We start from the raw sequence: 14,334 nt of genomic DNA, 5'->3' as shown, positions 1-14,334 counted from the left end.
ACATGTTACTTGGCCCCCCCGGCGGTCCACGCCTCGCAGCAGGCTTTCGCCAGCGCGCGCACGCGGCCGATGTAGGCGGCGCGCTCCACGACGCTGATGACGCCGCGCGCGTCCAGCAGGTTGAAGAGGTGCGACGCCTTGATGCACTGGTCGTAGGCCGGCAGCGCGACGCCCTTGGCGATCAGCGACTGGCACTCCGCCTCGGCGTCCTTGAAATGCTGGAGCAGCATGTCGGTGTTGGCGTGCTCGAAGTTGTGGGCCGAATACTCGACCTCGGCGCGCTTGAACACGTCGCCGTATTTGACGCCCTGCCCGTTGAAGTCCAGGTCGTAGACGTTCTCCACGCCCTGCACATACATCGCCAGACGCTCCAGCCCGTAGGTCAGCTCGACCGCGACGGGGTCGCACTCGATGCCGCCGACCTGCTGGAAGTAGGTGTACTGGGTGACCTCCATGCCGTCGCACCAGACCTCCCAGCCGAGGCCCCAGGCGCCCAACGTCGGGCTTTCCCAGTCGTCCTCGACGAAGCGGATGTCGTGCAAGCCGGGGTCGATGCCCAGCACCTTCAGGCTTTCCAGATACAGCTCCTGCGGGTTGGCCGGCGAGGGCTTCAGGATCACCTGATACTGGTAGTAGTGCTGGAGCCGGTTCGGGTTCTCGCCGTAGCGGCCATCCTTCGGGCGGCGCGAGGGCTGCACGTAGGCCGCCTTCCACGGCTGCGGGCCAAGCGCGCGCAGCGTCGTCGCCGGGTGGAAGGTGCCCGCACCCACCTCCATGTCGTAGGGCTGGAGGATCACGCAGCCCTGCTCCGACCAGAACTGGTGGAGCTTGAGGATCAGGGCCTGAAAGGACAGGCCGCGGCTGTCTTGGGAAGACCCGCTCGGGGAGGCCATCGGCGGTCACTTATGATTGGTGTGGAAAAACGCGCCGCACGATACGCGGCGGTATTCCCGGAATCAAGCGCCCGCCAAGGGTTGCAGGTTCAGCGTCCGTAGGGGCAGGCCGGGCGGCCGCAGGCCACGGCGGAGCGCGGGGCGACGTAGGCGCCGCATTCCGGGCACTTCTCCATGTCCTCGGCGGTCACCCGGGGCGAGCCGCCGCCGGTGGCGGAGGACGGCCCGGAGCCGCCGCGCCGCTCGCGTTCGCGCAGCCGCTCGCGGCCGACCGCGCCGACGCGGTTGTACCAGCGCCAGCCGAACCACACCGCGCCGATCACCAGCGCCAGGAACAGGATCTTGGATAAGCTGAACATGGAAGCAGCATTAGGGGGTGCGGGGCCGCCCGGTCAAGAGCGGCCTTCGCCCCCCGCGCCATGGCCGTCCGATGGACGTCCCATGGCCGGCGCCGTCACGCCGCCCGGATGGCCGACAGGAAGGACGTGACCTCCCGATGCAGCGCGTCGGCCCACTCCGACAGCGTCCTGGCGGAGTCCAGAACCTCGGCGGCGGCGGTGCCGGCCTGGGTGGCGGCCCCGTTCACGTCGGCGATGTTGCCGCTGACCTCCTGGGTGCCGCGCGCGGCTTCGACGATGTTGCGCGAGATTTCGCTGGCGGTGGCGTTCTGCTCCTCGGTGGCGGCGGCGATCGTGGCGGAGATTTCGTTGATCGAGGCGATCGTGGCGCCGATCCCCTCGATGGCCGCCACCGTGCCCTGGGTCGCCGCCTGCACGCCGGCGATCTGCGCCGAGATGTCCTCGGTGGCCTTGGCGGTCTGGTTGGCGAGGCTCTTGACCTCCCCCGCCACCACGGCGAAGCCCTTGCCGGCCTCGCCGGCGCGGGCCGCCTCGATGGTCGCGTTCAGCGCCAGAAGGTTGGTCTGGGCGGCGATGCCCTGGATCAGCTTGACGACGTCGTCGATGCGCCCGGCCGCGCTGGCCAGGCTGCGCACGCTGTCGCTGGTCTGGCCGGCCTCGGCGACGGCCTTCCCGGCGATCTCGTTCGAGCGCGTGACCTGCCGGCCGATCTCCTGGATGGCCGCGGTCATCTCCTCGCTGGCCGCCGCGACGGTCTGGACGTTGGAGGCCGTCTGCTCGGCGGCGGCGGCGGTCGCGGTGGACTGCCGATGGGTCTGGTCGGCCAGCGACGCCATCAGGGTCGCCGACCGGCTCATCCCGGCGGTGGAGGCGCCGAGCTTGTTCAGGATGTCGGCGGACTTGCGGTCGAAGCCGCGGATCAACTCCTCCAGCGCCCGCGTCCGCGCCTCCTTGGCCAAGGCTTCCGCCTCGCTGGCGGCGGATAGGCGAACGCGCTCCCCGGCGCCATCCTTCAGGATCTGCAGCGCGCGGGCCATGTCGCCGATCTCGTCGGCGGCGGTGGGCTGCGGAATCTCGACCGTGAGATCGTTCTCCGCCAGCCGCAAGATCGCCGCGGTCAGCCGGTGCAGGCGGCGGATGACCTGCCGGAACATCAGCAGCAGCGCCACGCCGAAGGCCGCCAGGATGGCCGCGATGATCGTCAGGGAAATTCCGAGTTGCCACCACGCCTGGCTCAAGGCGCCGGCGTTCTGCTCCTTGGCGTTGAGCAGCGCCGCGTCGCGCATCACCAGGATGTTGTTCAGCATCGGACCGGCCCACTTGTTCCATTCGGCGAAGGGAACCGGCGAGGCCGTGCCGTTGCGGGCCGCCGCGACCACCGCCTGGAAGCGCGCCTCACCCTCGGACATGATGGTCGCCTGCATATGGTCCAGCGCCTTCACGAGGTCGGGCGGGCTGCCCAGGTTCTCGACCGTCTTGCCGATCTGCTGCCACAGGATGGCGATCTTGCCGTTCAGCTCGGTGAGGGCGACGACACGCTCCGGCGTCGGTGCCGCGCCGTTGACGAAGACCCCGAGATAGGCGGCGCGCGCGCCGTCGACGTCGCGCAGGGACTGCGCCGTGCGGGCGAGCGTGGCGGCCGCGAACAGGGAATGATCGGTGTTGATCGTCGCCCGGAAGGACTCGTCGGTGGCTTTGCCGCCCAACTCGTTGACCGCGGCCAAGCCGTCGACCAGCGTGCCGTAGGCGTCGGCGGGACGGCCCGACTGCGGCTGCGCCACCGCGCTCCGGGCGGTCGCCCGCACCGTCTTCAACCCCGCGGCCACGCGGTCAATGGTTTCCAGCGGCAGGCCGGCGGCGGCAAAACGCTCCCGCGACAGGGAGATGGTCTCGTCGAGCGCGCTCCCCGTCGCCTCGAGCCTTTTGCCCGCCTCGGCGTTGAGCGGGTCGGCGTTGCCGAACGCGAACCCCCAGGCCGACCGCTCGGCGGGCAGCTTGGACCCGATCGCGATGGCCGCTTCATAGGCGGCCAAGTTGCGCTGCGCGATGATCTGCGTGTGCACGTCGGACGCCGCGTCATAAGCGACGTAAGCGGCCAAGCAGAGCGGAATCACCGCCATCACGGCGTTTGCAGTAACAATCTTTCCAATAATCTTCATCACGATGCCCTAAAACTGGAAGGGATATGACACTGCCTCGAGTTCCCTTTCAGACGAGCATTGCAATATTAAACCTTTGATAAGACCGATGATTTCTTTCTGATGCCTAAGATTGTTTCTTTAAGGCGAGTCTTCAATCTTGTTCCGGATAACGGTACTGGTGGTGATCCGATGCGACTTTTAGGAAAAAGTCTGCCGTGTTCATCATCAAAGATGGCGTGAAAGATGAAAATCCCGGACATCGACAATGGGTTTGTTTGGCCGCCGCTTTCCCGCCAGCCGTTTCCCATGGCGTTTGCTCGGCGCGTCAAAGATCACGCGGCCGGCCGCGAGGCCGGGCGGCGCCGAAAAATCGCCTTCCCGCGCAGATGCCTTCTTGTCCCACGCGAGATAACAGGCATTTAATGAAAGAAAACCGCGGAAATGGAGACGCAATCCGATGAGTGCGAGCAGGGACCCCAGCGCCTACCCGGTCATCGTCCGCACGGTCCCGCCCGAACAGGGGACCGGTTACGCGGCGGAGGTGCCCGACCTTCCCGGCTGCACCGCGTCCGGAAACACCCCGGCCGAAGCCACCGCCGCCGCGCGCGACGCCATCATCCTGTGGATCGAAGAAGCCCGCCGCACCGGTCAGCCCGTGCCGCCCCCATCGGAGCGCCTGCGCGAGGTGACCCAGTAAGGTCGACGGGGCATAGGGGGAGCGGACAGCTCCCCGATCCTCACAGGCCGTAGCGCGACCAGAGCGTGCGCTCCTCCACGGCGGCCAGCGCCGCCGCCGGGAGGTCGGCCGCCATCCGGTCGAGCGCGGCCGTGCCGGCCGGCGCGTCCACGCGGAAGCCCATGCGACGGAACCAGCGCCGGTCCTCCTGCACCACCCGCAGCCGCAGCTTCTCGCCGAAACGGCCGCGCAGCACGCTGCGCAGATCGCCGATGCCGTCGATCAGCCCGAGTTCCAGCGCGCGCCGCCCGGCCCAGAAGGCACCGGAGAACAGCTCCTCCTCCGCCCCGGACAGGCGGGCGCCGCGGCGGTCGCGCACCATCGCCTTGAAGGCGTCGTGGATCTCCGCCTGGATCGCCTTCAGATGGGCCACCCCGTCCTCCCGCTCCGGCGAGAAGGGGTCGAGAATCACCTTCTTGTCGCCCGCGGTGTAGAGCCGCCGCTCGATGCCGTAGCGCTGGATGAAGTCATGCGCGCCGAAGCCCGACGACACCACGCCGATGGAGCCCAGGATGCTGCTCTCGTCCGCCCAGATCTCATCCGCCGCGCAGGCCAGCCAGTAGCCGCCGGACGCCGCCGCGTCCTCGCAGAAGGCGAAGACCGGCACCTTCTTCTCGGTGGCGAGGTCGCGGATGCGCTTGGCGATCAGCGCCGACTGCACCGGCGACCCGCCCGGTGAATTGACGACCAGCGCCACCGCCGCCTGCTTTTTCGGCGCGAAGGCGCGTTCGATCAGCCCGGCCATGCTGGACATGGTCAGTCCCTGACGGAAGGCTCCGGCCTGGCCGATGACACCGGACAGGCGGAGGACGGACACGATCGGCCCGGCGTCGCGCCAGGGGCCGAACGGGAGTTTGGCGAGCAGCTTCGTCATGTTCATCGCCGGTTGAAATGGTGCCGCTGAGGCTGGATTGAAAGCGCCGACTTAAGGGATCAGCGGTTCCATGTCGCGCAGAATCCGTTGCGCCTGCCCGCCGTAGGCGCCGTCGGGGCCGTGCAGCACAAGCCCGGCGGTGAACCGCGCGGGCGAGCGCCCCCCCTTCCGCGCCGCCAGCAGGAGGCGCCGCGCCTCCTCCCCCGCCTTCGGCCAGAGCGGGACGAGCGTCAGGGAGCCGAATCGGGCGGCGCGCAGGGCGGCCAGGATCTCGTCCACCCGGTCGGCCCGGTGGACCATGGTCAGCGTGCCGCGCGGCTTCAGCATCGCGGCGGCGAAGCGCACCCAGTCGGCCAGCCCCGCCTCCCCCTCCACGTTGGCGGCGGCCTTCCAGGGGTCGGGCGGAGCGCTGGCCGCGCCGGCGCGCAGATAGGGCGGGTTCATCATCACCCGGTCGAAGCTTGCCGCGACCAGTTCCGGCGGCGGAGCCAGCAAATCGCCCTCAAGGACGCCCACCCGGCCCTCCAGCCCGTTGAGGGCGGCGTTGCGCCGGGCAAAGTCCGCCGCCTCTGACCGCTTCTCCAGCCCGACGACCATGACGCCCGGCACGCGGGCGGCGAGGCACAGTGCCGCCGCCCCGGTGCCGGTGCCGACGTCCAGCACCCGCTCCCCCGCCGCGGCGGCGGTGACGGCGGCGAGCAGCACCGGGTCGATGGCGGCGCGGTAGCCGGCCTCTGGCTGGTGCAGGCGGACGCGCCCGTCGAGAAGCGTGTCGAACGCCGCGTCGCTTTCCATCGTCACGCCCCCAGTTCCTCCCCGGCGTCGCGCAGCAGGCGGCAGGCGGCGGCGTGATCCTCCTCGGCCACCATCAGGCGGCGGGGGATGGCGCCGATGGAGCCCTCCAGGATGCTGGTGTGGGTGTCCAGCACGATCCCCTCGATTCCCGCGTCGGTCAGCAGGGCGAGAAGCCAGCTCAGACGGACCGGATCGGTGGTGCGCAGAAGTTCCTTCATGAAATCCCGGCTGTTCTGTGCCCTTATTCGCCTTGCGGACTTGACCGAAGAGGCTATGCCGTTATGCTCCCTGCCGGAATTCGTCACGTCAATCATCATTGGAGTCGACCTTGGCGGTCGTGACCAACCTCGAGCCGAAACGGCGGAAGTCCACCCCGCTCGACGATCTGACCGCCCTGGTGGCCGATGACCTGAGCGCGGTGAACGAGATCATCGTCCAGCGGATGCATTCGTCCGTCGATATGATCCCGCAGCTTGCCGGCTATCTCATCGCCGCCGGCGGCAAGCGCCTGCGCCCCGTCCTCACCCTCGCCGCCGCCGAGCTGTGCGGCTACAAGGGCGAGGACCACAAGATGCTGGCCGCGGTGGTGGAGTTCATCCACACCGCCACCCTGCTGCACGACGACGTCGTGGACGAGAGCGACCTGCGCCGCGGGCTCGCCTCGGCCAACGCGGTGTTCGGCAACAAGGCCAGCGTGCTGGTCGGCGACTTCCTGTTCTCCCGCAGCTTCGAGCTGATGGTGGAGGTCGGGTCGCTCGACGTGCTGCGCATCCTGTCCAAGGCGTCCGCGGTGATCGCCGAGGGCGAGGTGCTGCAGTTGCGCACCACCAACGACACCGAGACCAGCGAGCAGGCCTACTTGGAGGTCATCAAGGCCAAGACGGCGGAGCTGTTCGCCGCCGCCTGCCGCGTCGGCGCCGTGGTGGCCGACCGCCCGCAGGCGGAGGAGCTGGCGCTCTACGACTACGGCATGAACCTGGGCATCGCTTTCCAGCTCGTCGACGACGTGCTCGACTATTCGGCCAAGCAGGCGAAGCTGGGCAAGACGGTCGGCGACGACTTCCGCGAGGGCAAGATCACCCTGCCGGTCGTGCTGGCCTTCCGCCGCGGCAACGACGAGGAGCGGACCTTCTGGCGCCGCACCATGGAGGAGCTGGACCAGCAGGAGGGCGACCTGGAGCGCGCCCAGGAGCTGATGGCCAGGCACAACGCGCTGAAGGACACCGTGGAACGCGCGCGCCATTACGGCTCCATCGCGCGCGACGCGCTGGGCCTCTTCCCGGACACCCCGGTGAAGGCCGCCCTGCTGGAAGTGCTGGATTTCGTGATCGAGCGCGATTTCTAAGCCTCGGGAACTTTTTCGCTGCGGGGGGTGATTTTCACGTTGCAGCCCCCCACTCAAGCGGCTATATACGCGGCCCACGGTGACGCCGGCCACGGCGCCACCGACGGACCGGAGAGTAGCTCAGCCTGGTAGAGCACTGCTTTCGGGAGGCAGGGGCCGGAGGTTCGAATCCTCTCTCTCCGACCAGCATGAAAGGGCCGATGCGGCGACGCATCGGCCCTTTCGCTTTTGCCCTTTCGCTTTTCCGGCCCGGCAACCAGCCGTTGCGGCGGCCTTCCCGCCGGCTTTCGCGGCCCGGCAAAAAAAACATTCCGCAAATGCCGCTTATTCCCATTGCAGCCCGCGGGCAATGGGTCTATACACCCGCTCCACGGCGACGCTGGCAACGGCGGAACCGACTGGACCGGAGAGTAGCTCAGCCTGGTAGAGCACTGCTTTCGGGAGGCAGGGGCCGGAGGTTCGAATCCTCTCTCTCCGACCAACACGAAAAGGGCCGATGCGGCGACGCATCGGCCCTTTCGCTTTTGCCCTTTCGCTTTTCCGGCCCGCCGCCGCGGCACAGGCCGCGCTCCCGCCTGTTGTCCCTGGTAAGCGACACAAGACGGGGAGCGGACCCAATGGAACAGGCGATCGGACAGGAACCCCAGGCGGCGGGCGGCCCGGTGGGGACGGAGATCGACCCCAAGGCCGTCGTGGTGTCGCGCGCGGTGCGCGACCTGCTCCAGCCCCACGGCTTCCGCCCCCGCGACATCGGCAGCGGCCTGGGCGGCGGCATGGCCTGGAACCGGCGCGGCGGCGACGACACCCACGAGATGATCACCTGCAACGGAAGGCTGTCCGGCGACCCCGAGCGGGCGGAATGGACCGCCGGGCGCTACGGCAACCGCGGCGGCTTCGTCGAGGTCACCGGCCTGACGCTGCGCGGCGCGCTGGACGCCGTGGCGGTCCTGCCGCGGCCGGTGCGGGTGGACGGTTCGCTGGCCGAGGGCATCTACCCGTCGCTGGAGGACGCCCTCGACGACATCGCGTGACGGGCTATTTCAGCGCCTCGTCGATCTCCACCTGATAGCCCTTGGCGAGGCGGTTGGTCTCGTTGGCCATGCCGATCACGGCCATCAGTTCGCCGAACTGGGCGTCGGTCATGCCGGCGCGCCGCGCCGCCGCCTCGTGCGAGCGGATGCAGTAGTCGCAGCCGTTGGTCACGCTGACCGCGACGAAGATCATCTCCTTGACCATCGGGTCCAGCGCGCCGGGGGCCATCACCTCCTTCAGGCTCTCCCAGGTGCGCTTCAGGGTGGGCGGGTGATGGGCGGCCATCTTCCAGAAATTGTTGACGTCGGGCACGTTGCGGGCGGCCTTGATGTCGTCGTAGACGGCGCGCACCTCGGGAGCGGCGTCGGCGTGCTCGATGGGCTTCAGGGGCATGGCTGATGGTCTCCGCGGGGTTGGCAGCGGTGCGGGGCACCGGCGCCCTCCAGTGTCGCCCCTTCCGCCCCGCGGAACCAAGGGGAAGGCGCGCCGCATCGCCGCGCGCCCTCCTGAAAGTCATAGGGCCGCCGGAAAGTTGAGGTTGCCCCGGATGCCATAGACCGGCATAGCTTCCTCGCCGCGATGACCCGCGCTTCGCCCCCCGCCCCATCGCCTCCCGTCTCCCCACCACCCGGCCGTCATTCCCGCAGCCCATGCCCCTCCGCCACCTCGACGCCCTGGCAAACGAATCGGCAGGCATGGTGCGCCTTCTCCGCCTGCTGCTGGTGGCCTCCGTCCTGGTCCCCACCCTGCTGCTTGCCGCCATCGCCTGGCGCGACTTTCACGAGGAAGAGGCGCAGGCGGAGCGCAACATCCGCAAGACCGTTCTGATCCTGCACGAGCACATGCAGAAGGTCTTCGACACGGTGGAGCAGGTCCTGGACCGGCTGGACGAACGGACCGCCGGCATGAGCTGGGACGAGATCGGGCGCTCCGACGATCTGCACGGCTACCTGCGGACGCTGGTCGAGGAGGTGCCGCAGATCGGCGTCGTCGGGCTGATCGACCCCAACGGTGCGGTGCGCAACGACAACCGCCAGTTCCCGGTCCCGTCGATCAACGTCGGCGACCGCGAGTATTTCCGCACCCAGGCGGCCGGCGACGCCGGCATCCTCGTCAGCGAGGCGATCACCGGGCGCGGGTCGGGCAAGCGGCAGTTCAACGTCACGCGCCGCCGCGCCGCCGCGGGCGGGCCGGAAGGGCCGTTCAACGGCCTGCTGCTGACCGCGGTGCTGACCGACTACCTGGCCGATTTCTACCAGCTCGTCGTCGCCGAACCGAAGGAGGCGATCTCCCTCGTCCGCCGCGACGGCTCGGTCCTGGTCCGCTTCCCCTCGATGGGCGACCGCCAGTCCCGTCACGCCACGGACAGCTTCCTGCTCGGCGCCATGGCGGGCGGGCGGACCGAGGGGGTGTTCCGCACCCGGGGCCGCCTGGACGGCGTGGCGAGGCTCAACGGCTTCAAGCACGTCGCGCCCTACCCGCTCTACGTCACCTACGGCATCCCGATCGCCGACATCCGGGCCAACTGGGCGCGCAACGTCCTGCAATACGCCGCCTTCACGGTGCCGGCGATGCTGGCCCTGGTCGGCATCACCCTGCTGGCGCTGCGCCGCGCGCAGAGCGAGACCCGGGCGGTCCGCCGCTGGACCGAGGAGGCCCGCGCCCGCGAGTCCCTGGAGACCGCGCTGCGCCAGTCGCAGAAGCTGGAGGCGCTGGGCCAGCTCACCGGCGGCGTCGCCCACGACTTCAACAACCTGCTGACCGCCGCCCTGGCCAACCTGCATCTGATGAAGCGGCACCTGCCGGCGGAAGGCGCGCATTATCTGGACGGCACCCGCACCGCGTTGGAGCGCGCCCGGACGCTGACCGGGCAGCTCCTCGCCTTCTCGCGCCAGGAGGCGGTGGACCCCAAGCTGGTCGATCTGGGGGATGGCCTGCGCGCCATGGCCGATCTGCTGGAACGCTCCATCCGCGCCGACATCGCGTTGGATTGGGCGCTTCCCAGCGCCCCGCTGCGGGTGGAGGTCGACCCGGTCCAGCTGGAGCTGGCGGTGCTGAACCTCGTGGTGAACGCCCGCGACGCGATGCCGGCGGGCGGGCGCATCCGCATCGCCGTCCGACAGGAGGAGACGCCCGACGGCCCGCTTGCTGTTCTGGAGATCACCGACACCGGCGACGGCATGCCGCCGGAGGTCGCCGCCCGCGCCTTCGAGCCTTTCTTCACCACCAAGCCGCACGGCAGGGGCACGGGCCTGGGCCTGTCGATGGTCTACGGCTTCGCCCGGCAGTCCGGCGGCAACGCCACCATCTCCAGCGCCCCGCGCCGCGGCACGGTCGTCCGCGTCACCCTGCCGGTGTCCGGCCGGCCGCCCGAGCCGGAGACGGCCCCGGAGGCCGCGGACGCGGCGCCGAGCGGCCCGATCCGCCTGCTGGTGGTCGAGGACAACGCGCTGGTCCTGATGGCCACCGTGGAGGGCCTGACCCAGGAGGGCTTCGAGGTGGTCACCGCCGACCACGGCGCCGCCGCGCTGGAGATCCTGGAGCAGGATTCCGCCTTCGACGTGATCGTGACCGACGTGGTGATGCCCTACGGCGTGTCGGGAATCGATCTGGCGCGGCGGGTCCAGGAGCGCTGGCCCGGCATCCGGGTCCTGCTGATTTCCGGCTACAGCCCCGAATCGCTGAGCGGGCTCAAGGCCGACGCCGCCGTCCTGCCCAAGCCCTTCACCCCGGACCAGCTCGCCGCCCGCGTCCGCGCCCTGCTCCGCACCGCGAAGACCGCCTGACGGCTCGAAGGGTCAGAGCAGAACGCTGATGAACATCGGCGCCCACAGCACCGCCGACCAGATCAGCCCCAGGAAGATGCCGTGGGTGAGGTCGGTGAAGGTCGGCTCCGACAGGCAGTGCATCCGCCAGAACGCTTCGCGGTCGTTCATGCCCTGACGCTGCCCCTGACGCTGCCCCTGAGGCTGCGGGGTGTGGTTCTGAGCGTCCTTCATGGCCGTATCCTCGCTGGGGCCCAAATGGGAAGGAACCGGCGAAGGGCGCCGCGGTTCCGCACCGCAACGGGAACAATGATGGGACGGGAGAGGCACCGCCAAAAAGGAAAGGCCTCCCTGCCCTTTCGGGCGGGAGGCCTTCCGGTCGGACGGGATGAGCCGCTTACTTGGTGCGGATCATCGGGGTGAGCTGGTCGCCCCAGTTGCCCGTCGCGTTGTGATAGCGGGCGGTGCGCATCAGCTCGACCGTCACGCCGGCCTCCACGGCCTTGACGACGGCGTCGTTCAGGCGGTGCAGGCTGTTGGCGAGGACGCGGATGGCGCTCTCCTGCTCGTCCGTGAGGTTCGAACGCTCGTCCGGCGGCGCATCCTGGAAACCCGACTGATTCGTCATGCGGCTATCCTTCCCTTGTTCTCCGGCCCGGGTCTTGCGGCCCCGGCTCTGCCCTGGTTCACCGGCGCCGTTGCGCCGGCATGGCCGGGTGCTGCGCTGCAAACCCGGCATTTACGTCTTAACACATCACGCGCCGGTAGCAAGGGCGCGGCAAGACAACCTCGTTCGAAAGAGTCATGCCTCCCGCGGCAGAGTGCCGCTGCCCGGTGATGCCGGACGGGGGAAGGACCGCCGCGCTCTTCAATCGCGCGGCACGCGGCGGACGGCGTTTGATCGGGGCGCGCTCCCGGCCTAGCTTGGCGGTCCAAGGGCAGACGCCGTCCGAAGGCGATCGCCGACAAGAAACGATCCGCAGCCGATACAGCAGAGAAAGACAGGACCATGGCCGACACCGCGACCGTTTCCCGCTCCGTCGCCTTTCTGGGGCTTGGCACCATGGGCTTTCCCATGGCCGGCCATCTGGCCGTCCGGGGCGGCCACCCGGTGACCGTCTTCAACCGCACCGCCGCCAAGGCCGAGGCCTGGACCGCCCGCTTCGGCGGGGCCAGCGCCCCGACCCCCGCTGACGCAGCCCGCGAGGCCGAGGTGGTCTTCCTCTGCGTGGGCGGCGACGACGACGTGCGGGCGGTGGCCGGCGAGGCCATGGGCGCCATGAAGCCCGGCACCATCGTCGCCGACCATTCCACCGTCTCCGCCACCGTCTCGCGCGAGATGGCCGAACTGGCCCGGGAGCGCGGGTTGTTCTTCCTCGACGCGCCGGTGTCCGGCGGGCAAGCCGGGGCGGAGAACGGGGTGCTGACGGTGATGGTGGGCGGCGACGCCGACGCCTTCGCCCGCGCCCAGCCGCTGATGGCCTGCTACGGCCGCTCCGTCACCCATATGGGCCCGGCGGGTGCCGGCCAGCTGACCAAGATGGTCAACCAGATCTGCATCGCCGGCCTGCTGCAGGGGCTGGCCGAGGGCATGGCCTTCGCGCAGAAGGCCGGGCTGGACGGGCACAGGGTCGTGGATGTGATCGGAAAGGGGGCTGCCCAGTCCTGGCAGATGGACAACCGCGCCAAGACGATGCTGGACGGCAAATTCGACTTCGGCTTCGCCGTGGACTGGATGCGCAAGGACCTGGGCATCGTGCTGGACGAGGCCCGCAACAACGGCGCCAGCCTGCCCGTCACCGCCCTGGTCGACCAGTTCTACGCCGAGGTACAGGGGATGGGCGGCAACCGGCTGGACACCTCCAGCCTGATGACGCGGCTGACGCGCTGAACAAAACGCGCTGACCGGACGGAAGGAAGCGGGGAGCGCAACGACGCTCCCCCTGTCCTATCCTCAGAAGCGGACGACCTTGCCGGGGTTCATCCGGTTCTCCGGGTCGAAGGCGCGCTTCAGCTCGCCCATCACGGCAAAGGCGTCGCCGGCCTCCTTCTCCAGGAACTCCATCTTGCCGTAGCCGATGCCGTGCTCGCCGGTGCAGGTGCCGCCCATGGCGAGCGCCCGGTCGACCATACGGTCGTTCAGGCGCTTGGCCTCGGCCAGCTCCTCCGGCTTGTCGGGGTCGATGACGTAGACGAGGTGGAAGTTGCCGTCGCCGACATGGCCGACCAGCGGGGCCAGCATCGAGGATTCGGCGATGTCCTTCTTGGTCTCCAGGATGCAGTCGGCCAGCCGCGAGATCGGCACGCAGACGTCGGTCGGCCAGCCCTTGGAGCCGGGGCGCAGCGCCAGCGCCGCGTAATAGCCGTCGTGGCGGGCCTGCCAGAGCTTGGAGCGGTCCTCCGGACGGGTCGCCCAGGTGAACTCGCTGCCGCCGAACTCCGCGGCGATGGCCGCGACCATCTCCGCCTGCTCCTTCACCCCGGCGGCGGTGCCGTGGAACTCGAAGAACAGGGTCGGGGCGACCTTGTAGTCCAGCTTGGAATACTTGTTCACCGCGTCCATCTGGACCTCGTCCAGCAGCTCGATGCGGGCGACCGGGATGCCGGACTGGATGGTCTGGATCACCGTGTCCACGGCGCCGCGGATGTCGTTGAACGGGCAGACCGCCGACGAGATCGCCTCCGGGATGCCGTAGAGGCGCAGAGTCACCTCGGTGATGATGCCGAGCGTGCCCTCCGCCCCGACGAACAGGCGGGTCAGGTCGTAGCCGGCGGCCGACTTGCGGGCGCGCCCGCCGGTCTTGATGATCCGGCCGTCGGCCAGCACCACGGTCAGCCCCAGCACGTTCTCGCGCATGGTGCCGTAGCGCACGGCGTTGGTGCCGCTGGCGCGGGTGGAGGCCATGCCGCCCAGCGAGGCGTCGGCGCCGGGATCGATGGGGAAGAACAGGCCGGTGTCGCGCAGATGCTCGTTGAGCTGCTTGCGGGTCACGCCGGCCTGGACGGTGACGTCGAGGTCCTCCGGGCTGACGCGCAGGACCTCCTTCATGGTCGACACGTCGATGCAGACGCCGCCGGCCAACGCCGCGACGCCGCCCTCCAGCGAGGTGCCGGTGCCGAAGGGGATGATCGGCAGCTTGTGCTTGGCGCAGAGCGTGACGATGGCGCTGACCTCCTCGGTGGAGGTGGCGAAGGCGACGCCGTCGGGCGGGAAGTTGGGGTGGTAGGACTCGTCCTTGCCGTGATGCTCGCGCACCGCCGCGGCGGTGGTGAAGCGGTCCCCAAGCAGGGCCTTGAACTCGGCCTTCATCTCGTCGGTGAAGGCGACGCGAGGCTGGGCGGCGGGTACGGCGGTCATGGACGAATCTCCCCGGGGGTCCTTTTGGCACGAATC

15 protein-coding genes and 2 tRNA genes are annotated in these 14,334 nt (G+C 69.4%); 7 read left to right on the top strand and 10 right to left on the bottom strand.

Translation table 11 applies throughout. From position 1 onward, the window contains the following. Nucleotides 1-5: 5 nt before the first annotated feature. The 3 genes from FBZ83_RS06235 to FBZ83_RS06225 form a co-directional block, all read right to left on the bottom strand. The gene (locus tag FBZ83_RS06235; protein WP_145626780.1) at nt 6-893 is read right to left on the bottom strand and encodes a glycine--tRNA ligase subunit alpha; all 888 of its coding nucleotides are present in this window, start codon (nt 891-893) and stop codon (nt 6-8) included. Nucleotides 894-982: 89 nt separating this feature from the next. Then, on the bottom strand, nt 983-1,252 hold the full coding sequence (locus FBZ83_RS06230) for a hypothetical protein (protein ID WP_145681535.1): 270 nt from the start codon (nt 1,250-1,252) through the stop codon (nt 983-985). A gap of 95 nt (nt 1,253-1,347) precedes the next feature. Further along, on the bottom strand, nt 1,348-3,372 hold the full coding sequence (locus tag FBZ83_RS06225; protein ID WP_247888165.1) for a methyl-accepting chemotaxis protein: 2,025 nt from the start codon (nt 3,370-3,372) through the stop codon (nt 1,348-1,350). 478 nt (nt 3,373-3,850) lie between these two features. Here FBZ83_RS06225 and FBZ83_RS06220 point away from each other — a divergent pair, with 478 nt between their 5' ends. After that, nucleotides 3,851-4,090: a type II toxin-antitoxin system HicB family antitoxin gene (locus FBZ83_RS06220; RefSeq protein WP_145681533.1), complete on the top strand. Its 240-nt coding sequence runs from the start codon at nt 3,851-3,853 to the stop codon at nt 4,088-4,090. 40 nt (nt 4,091-4,130) lie between these two features. On the opposite strand, the gene FBZ83_RS06215 is transcribed toward FBZ83_RS06220, so the two are convergent. The 3 genes from FBZ83_RS06215 to FBZ83_RS06205 are packed head-to-tail and all read right to left on the bottom strand — an operon-like array spanning nt 4,131 to nt 6,016. Continuing rightward, entirely contained in the window at nt 4,131-5,003 is an 873-nt protein-coding gene (locus FBZ83_RS06215) for a S49 family peptidase (RefSeq protein WP_307833716.1), read from the bottom strand. Between the two features lie 51 nt (nt 5,004-5,054). Next, a complete protein-coding gene (locus tag FBZ83_RS06210) occupies nt 5,055-5,798 on the bottom strand; it encodes a tRNA1(Val) (adenine(37)-N6)-methyltransferase (RefSeq protein WP_186465993.1) in 744 nt (247 codons plus the stop codon). 2 nt (nt 5,799-5,800) lie between these two features. Next, nucleotides 5,801-6,016 (bottom strand): DUF2007 domain-containing protein, encoded by a 216-nt coding sequence (locus FBZ83_RS06205; RefSeq protein ID WP_014241194.1) that lies wholly within the window; start codon nt 6,014-6,016, stop codon nt 5,801-5,803. Nucleotides 6,017-6,126: 110 nt separating this feature from the next. Here FBZ83_RS06205 and FBZ83_RS06200 point away from each other — a divergent pair, with 110 nt between their 5' ends. The 4 genes from FBZ83_RS06200 (at nt 6,127) to FBZ83_RS06185 (ending at nt 8,174) form a co-directional block, all read left to right on the top strand. After that, nucleotides 6,127-7,143 (top strand): polyprenyl synthetase family protein, encoded by a 1,017-nt coding sequence (locus tag FBZ83_RS06200; RefSeq protein WP_145681530.1) that lies wholly within the window; start codon nt 6,127-6,129, stop codon nt 7,141-7,143. A gap of 109 nt (nt 7,144-7,252) precedes the next feature. Beyond that, nucleotides 7,253-7,329: transfer RNA gene (locus FBZ83_RS06195), tRNA-Pro, on the top strand. Nucleotides 7,330-7,547: 218 nt separating this feature from the next. Further along, nucleotides 7,548-7,624: transfer RNA gene (locus tag FBZ83_RS06190), tRNA-Pro, on the top strand. A gap of 136 nt (nt 7,625-7,760) precedes the next feature. After that, nucleotides 7,761-8,174 (top strand): hypothetical protein, encoded by a 414-nt coding sequence (locus tag FBZ83_RS06185; RefSeq protein ID WP_119509879.1) that lies wholly within the window; start codon nt 7,761-7,763, stop codon nt 8,172-8,174. A 4-nt stretch (nt 8,175-8,178) separates the two neighbouring features. Here the strand turns inward: FBZ83_RS06185 and FBZ83_RS06180 are convergent, their stop codons facing one another. Continuing rightward, the gene (locus FBZ83_RS06180) at nt 8,179-8,568 is read right to left on the bottom strand and encodes a carboxymuconolactone decarboxylase family protein (RefSeq protein ID WP_145681529.1); all 390 of its coding nucleotides are present in this window, start codon (nt 8,566-8,568) and stop codon (nt 8,179-8,181) included. A 302-nt stretch (nt 8,569-8,870) separates the two neighbouring features. Here FBZ83_RS06180 and FBZ83_RS06175 point away from each other — a divergent pair, with 302 nt between their 5' ends. Next, complete coding sequence (locus FBZ83_RS06175; protein ID WP_247888164.1) at nt 8,871-10,961, top strand: hybrid sensor histidine kinase/response regulator; 2,091 nt, start codon at nt 8,871-8,873, stop codon at nt 10,959-10,961. Between the two features lie 12 nt (nt 10,962-10,973). Here FBZ83_RS06175 and FBZ83_RS06170 read toward each other — a convergent pair whose 3' ends face one another. Further along, nucleotides 10,974-11,174 (bottom strand): hypothetical protein, encoded by a 201-nt coding sequence (locus tag FBZ83_RS06170; RefSeq protein WP_145681527.1) that lies wholly within the window; start codon nt 11,172-11,174, stop codon nt 10,974-10,976. Nucleotides 11,175-11,337: 163 nt separating this feature from the next. Then, nucleotides 11,338-11,568, bottom strand: a complete 231-nt coding sequence (locus tag FBZ83_RS06165; RefSeq protein WP_014241201.1) for an SMc00767 family acetate metabolism repressor — start codon at nt 11,566-11,568, stop codon at nt 11,338-11,340. A gap of 381 nt (nt 11,569-11,949) precedes the next feature. On the opposite strand from FBZ83_RS06165, the gene FBZ83_RS06160 reads away from it, so the two are divergent. Next, complete coding sequence (locus FBZ83_RS06160; RefSeq protein ID WP_145681526.1) at nt 11,950-12,831, top strand: NAD(P)-dependent oxidoreductase; 882 nt, start codon at nt 11,950-11,952, stop codon at nt 12,829-12,831. A gap of 63 nt (nt 12,832-12,894) precedes the next feature. On the opposite strand, the gene FBZ83_RS06155 is transcribed toward FBZ83_RS06160, so the two are convergent. After that, nucleotides 12,895-14,298, bottom strand: a complete 1,404-nt coding sequence (locus tag FBZ83_RS06155) for an FAD-linked oxidase C-terminal domain-containing protein (RefSeq protein ID WP_145681525.1) — start codon at nt 14,296-14,298, stop codon at nt 12,895-12,897. Nucleotides 14,299-14,334 lie beyond the last annotated feature (36 nt).

The organism is Azospirillum brasilense (assembly GCF_007827815.1).
GTDB classification, from domain to species: domain Bacteria; phylum Pseudomonadota; class Alphaproteobacteria; order Azospirillales; family Azospirillaceae; genus Azospirillum; species Azospirillum brasilense_C.
The sequence above is the reverse complement of the archived record's forward strand: the minus strand, read 5'-3'. Positions and strand labels throughout refer to the sequence as shown.

What these genes read in the sequence shown, in the direction of transcription:
- FBZ83_RS06235 (WP_145626780.1), bottom strand. Translation starts at nt 893, where the DNA reads ATGGCCTCCCCGAGCGGGTCTTCCCAAGACAGCCGCGGCCTGTCCTTT.
- FBZ83_RS06230 (WP_145681535.1), bottom strand. Translation starts at nt 1,252, where the DNA reads ATGTTCAGCTTATCCAAGATCCTGTTCCTGGCGCTGGTGATCGGCGCG.
- FBZ83_RS06225 (WP_247888165.1), bottom strand. Translation starts at nt 3,372, where the DNA reads ATGGCGGTGATTCCGCTCTGCTTGGCCGCTTACGTCGCTTATGACGCG.
- FBZ83_RS06220 (WP_145681533.1), top strand. Translation starts at nt 3,851, where the DNA reads ATGAGTGCGAGCAGGGACCCCAGCGCCTACCCGGTCATCGTCCGCACG.
- FBZ83_RS06215 (WP_307833716.1), bottom strand. Translation starts at nt 5,003, where the DNA reads ATGACGAAGCTGCTCGCCAAACTCCCGTTCGGCCCCTGGCGCGACGCC.
- FBZ83_RS06210 (WP_186465993.1), bottom strand. Translation starts at nt 5,798, where the DNA reads ATGGAAAGCGACGCGGCGTTCGACACGCTTCTCGACGGGCGCGTCCGC.
- FBZ83_RS06205 (WP_014241194.1), bottom strand. Translation starts at nt 6,016, where the DNA reads ATGAAGGAACTTCTGCGCACCACCGATCCGGTCCGTCTGAGCTGGCTT.
- FBZ83_RS06185 (WP_119509879.1), top strand. Translation starts at nt 7,761, where the DNA reads ATGGAACAGGCGATCGGACAGGAACCCCAGGCGGCGGGCGGCCCGGTG.
- FBZ83_RS06180 (WP_145681529.1), bottom strand. Translation starts at nt 8,568, where the DNA reads ATGCCCCTGAAGCCCATCGAGCACGCCGACGCCGCTCCCGAGGTGCGC.
- FBZ83_RS06175 (WP_247888164.1), top strand. Translation starts at nt 8,871, where the DNA reads ATGGTGCGCCTTCTCCGCCTGCTGCTGGTGGCCTCCGTCCTGGTCCCC.
- FBZ83_RS06170 (WP_145681527.1), bottom strand. Translation starts at nt 11,174, where the DNA reads ATGAAGGACGCTCAGAACCACACCCCGCAGCCTCAGGGGCAGCGTCAG.
- FBZ83_RS06165 (WP_014241201.1), bottom strand. Translation starts at nt 11,568, where the DNA reads ATGACGAATCAGTCGGGTTTCCAGGATGCGCCGCCGGACGAGCGTTCG.
- FBZ83_RS06160 (WP_145681526.1), top strand. Translation starts at nt 11,950, where the DNA reads ATGGCCGACACCGCGACCGTTTCCCGCTCCGTCGCCTTTCTGGGGCTT.
- FBZ83_RS06155 (WP_145681525.1), bottom strand. Translation starts at nt 14,298, where the DNA reads ATGACCGCCGTACCCGCCGCCCAGCCTCGCGTCGCCTTCACCGACGAG.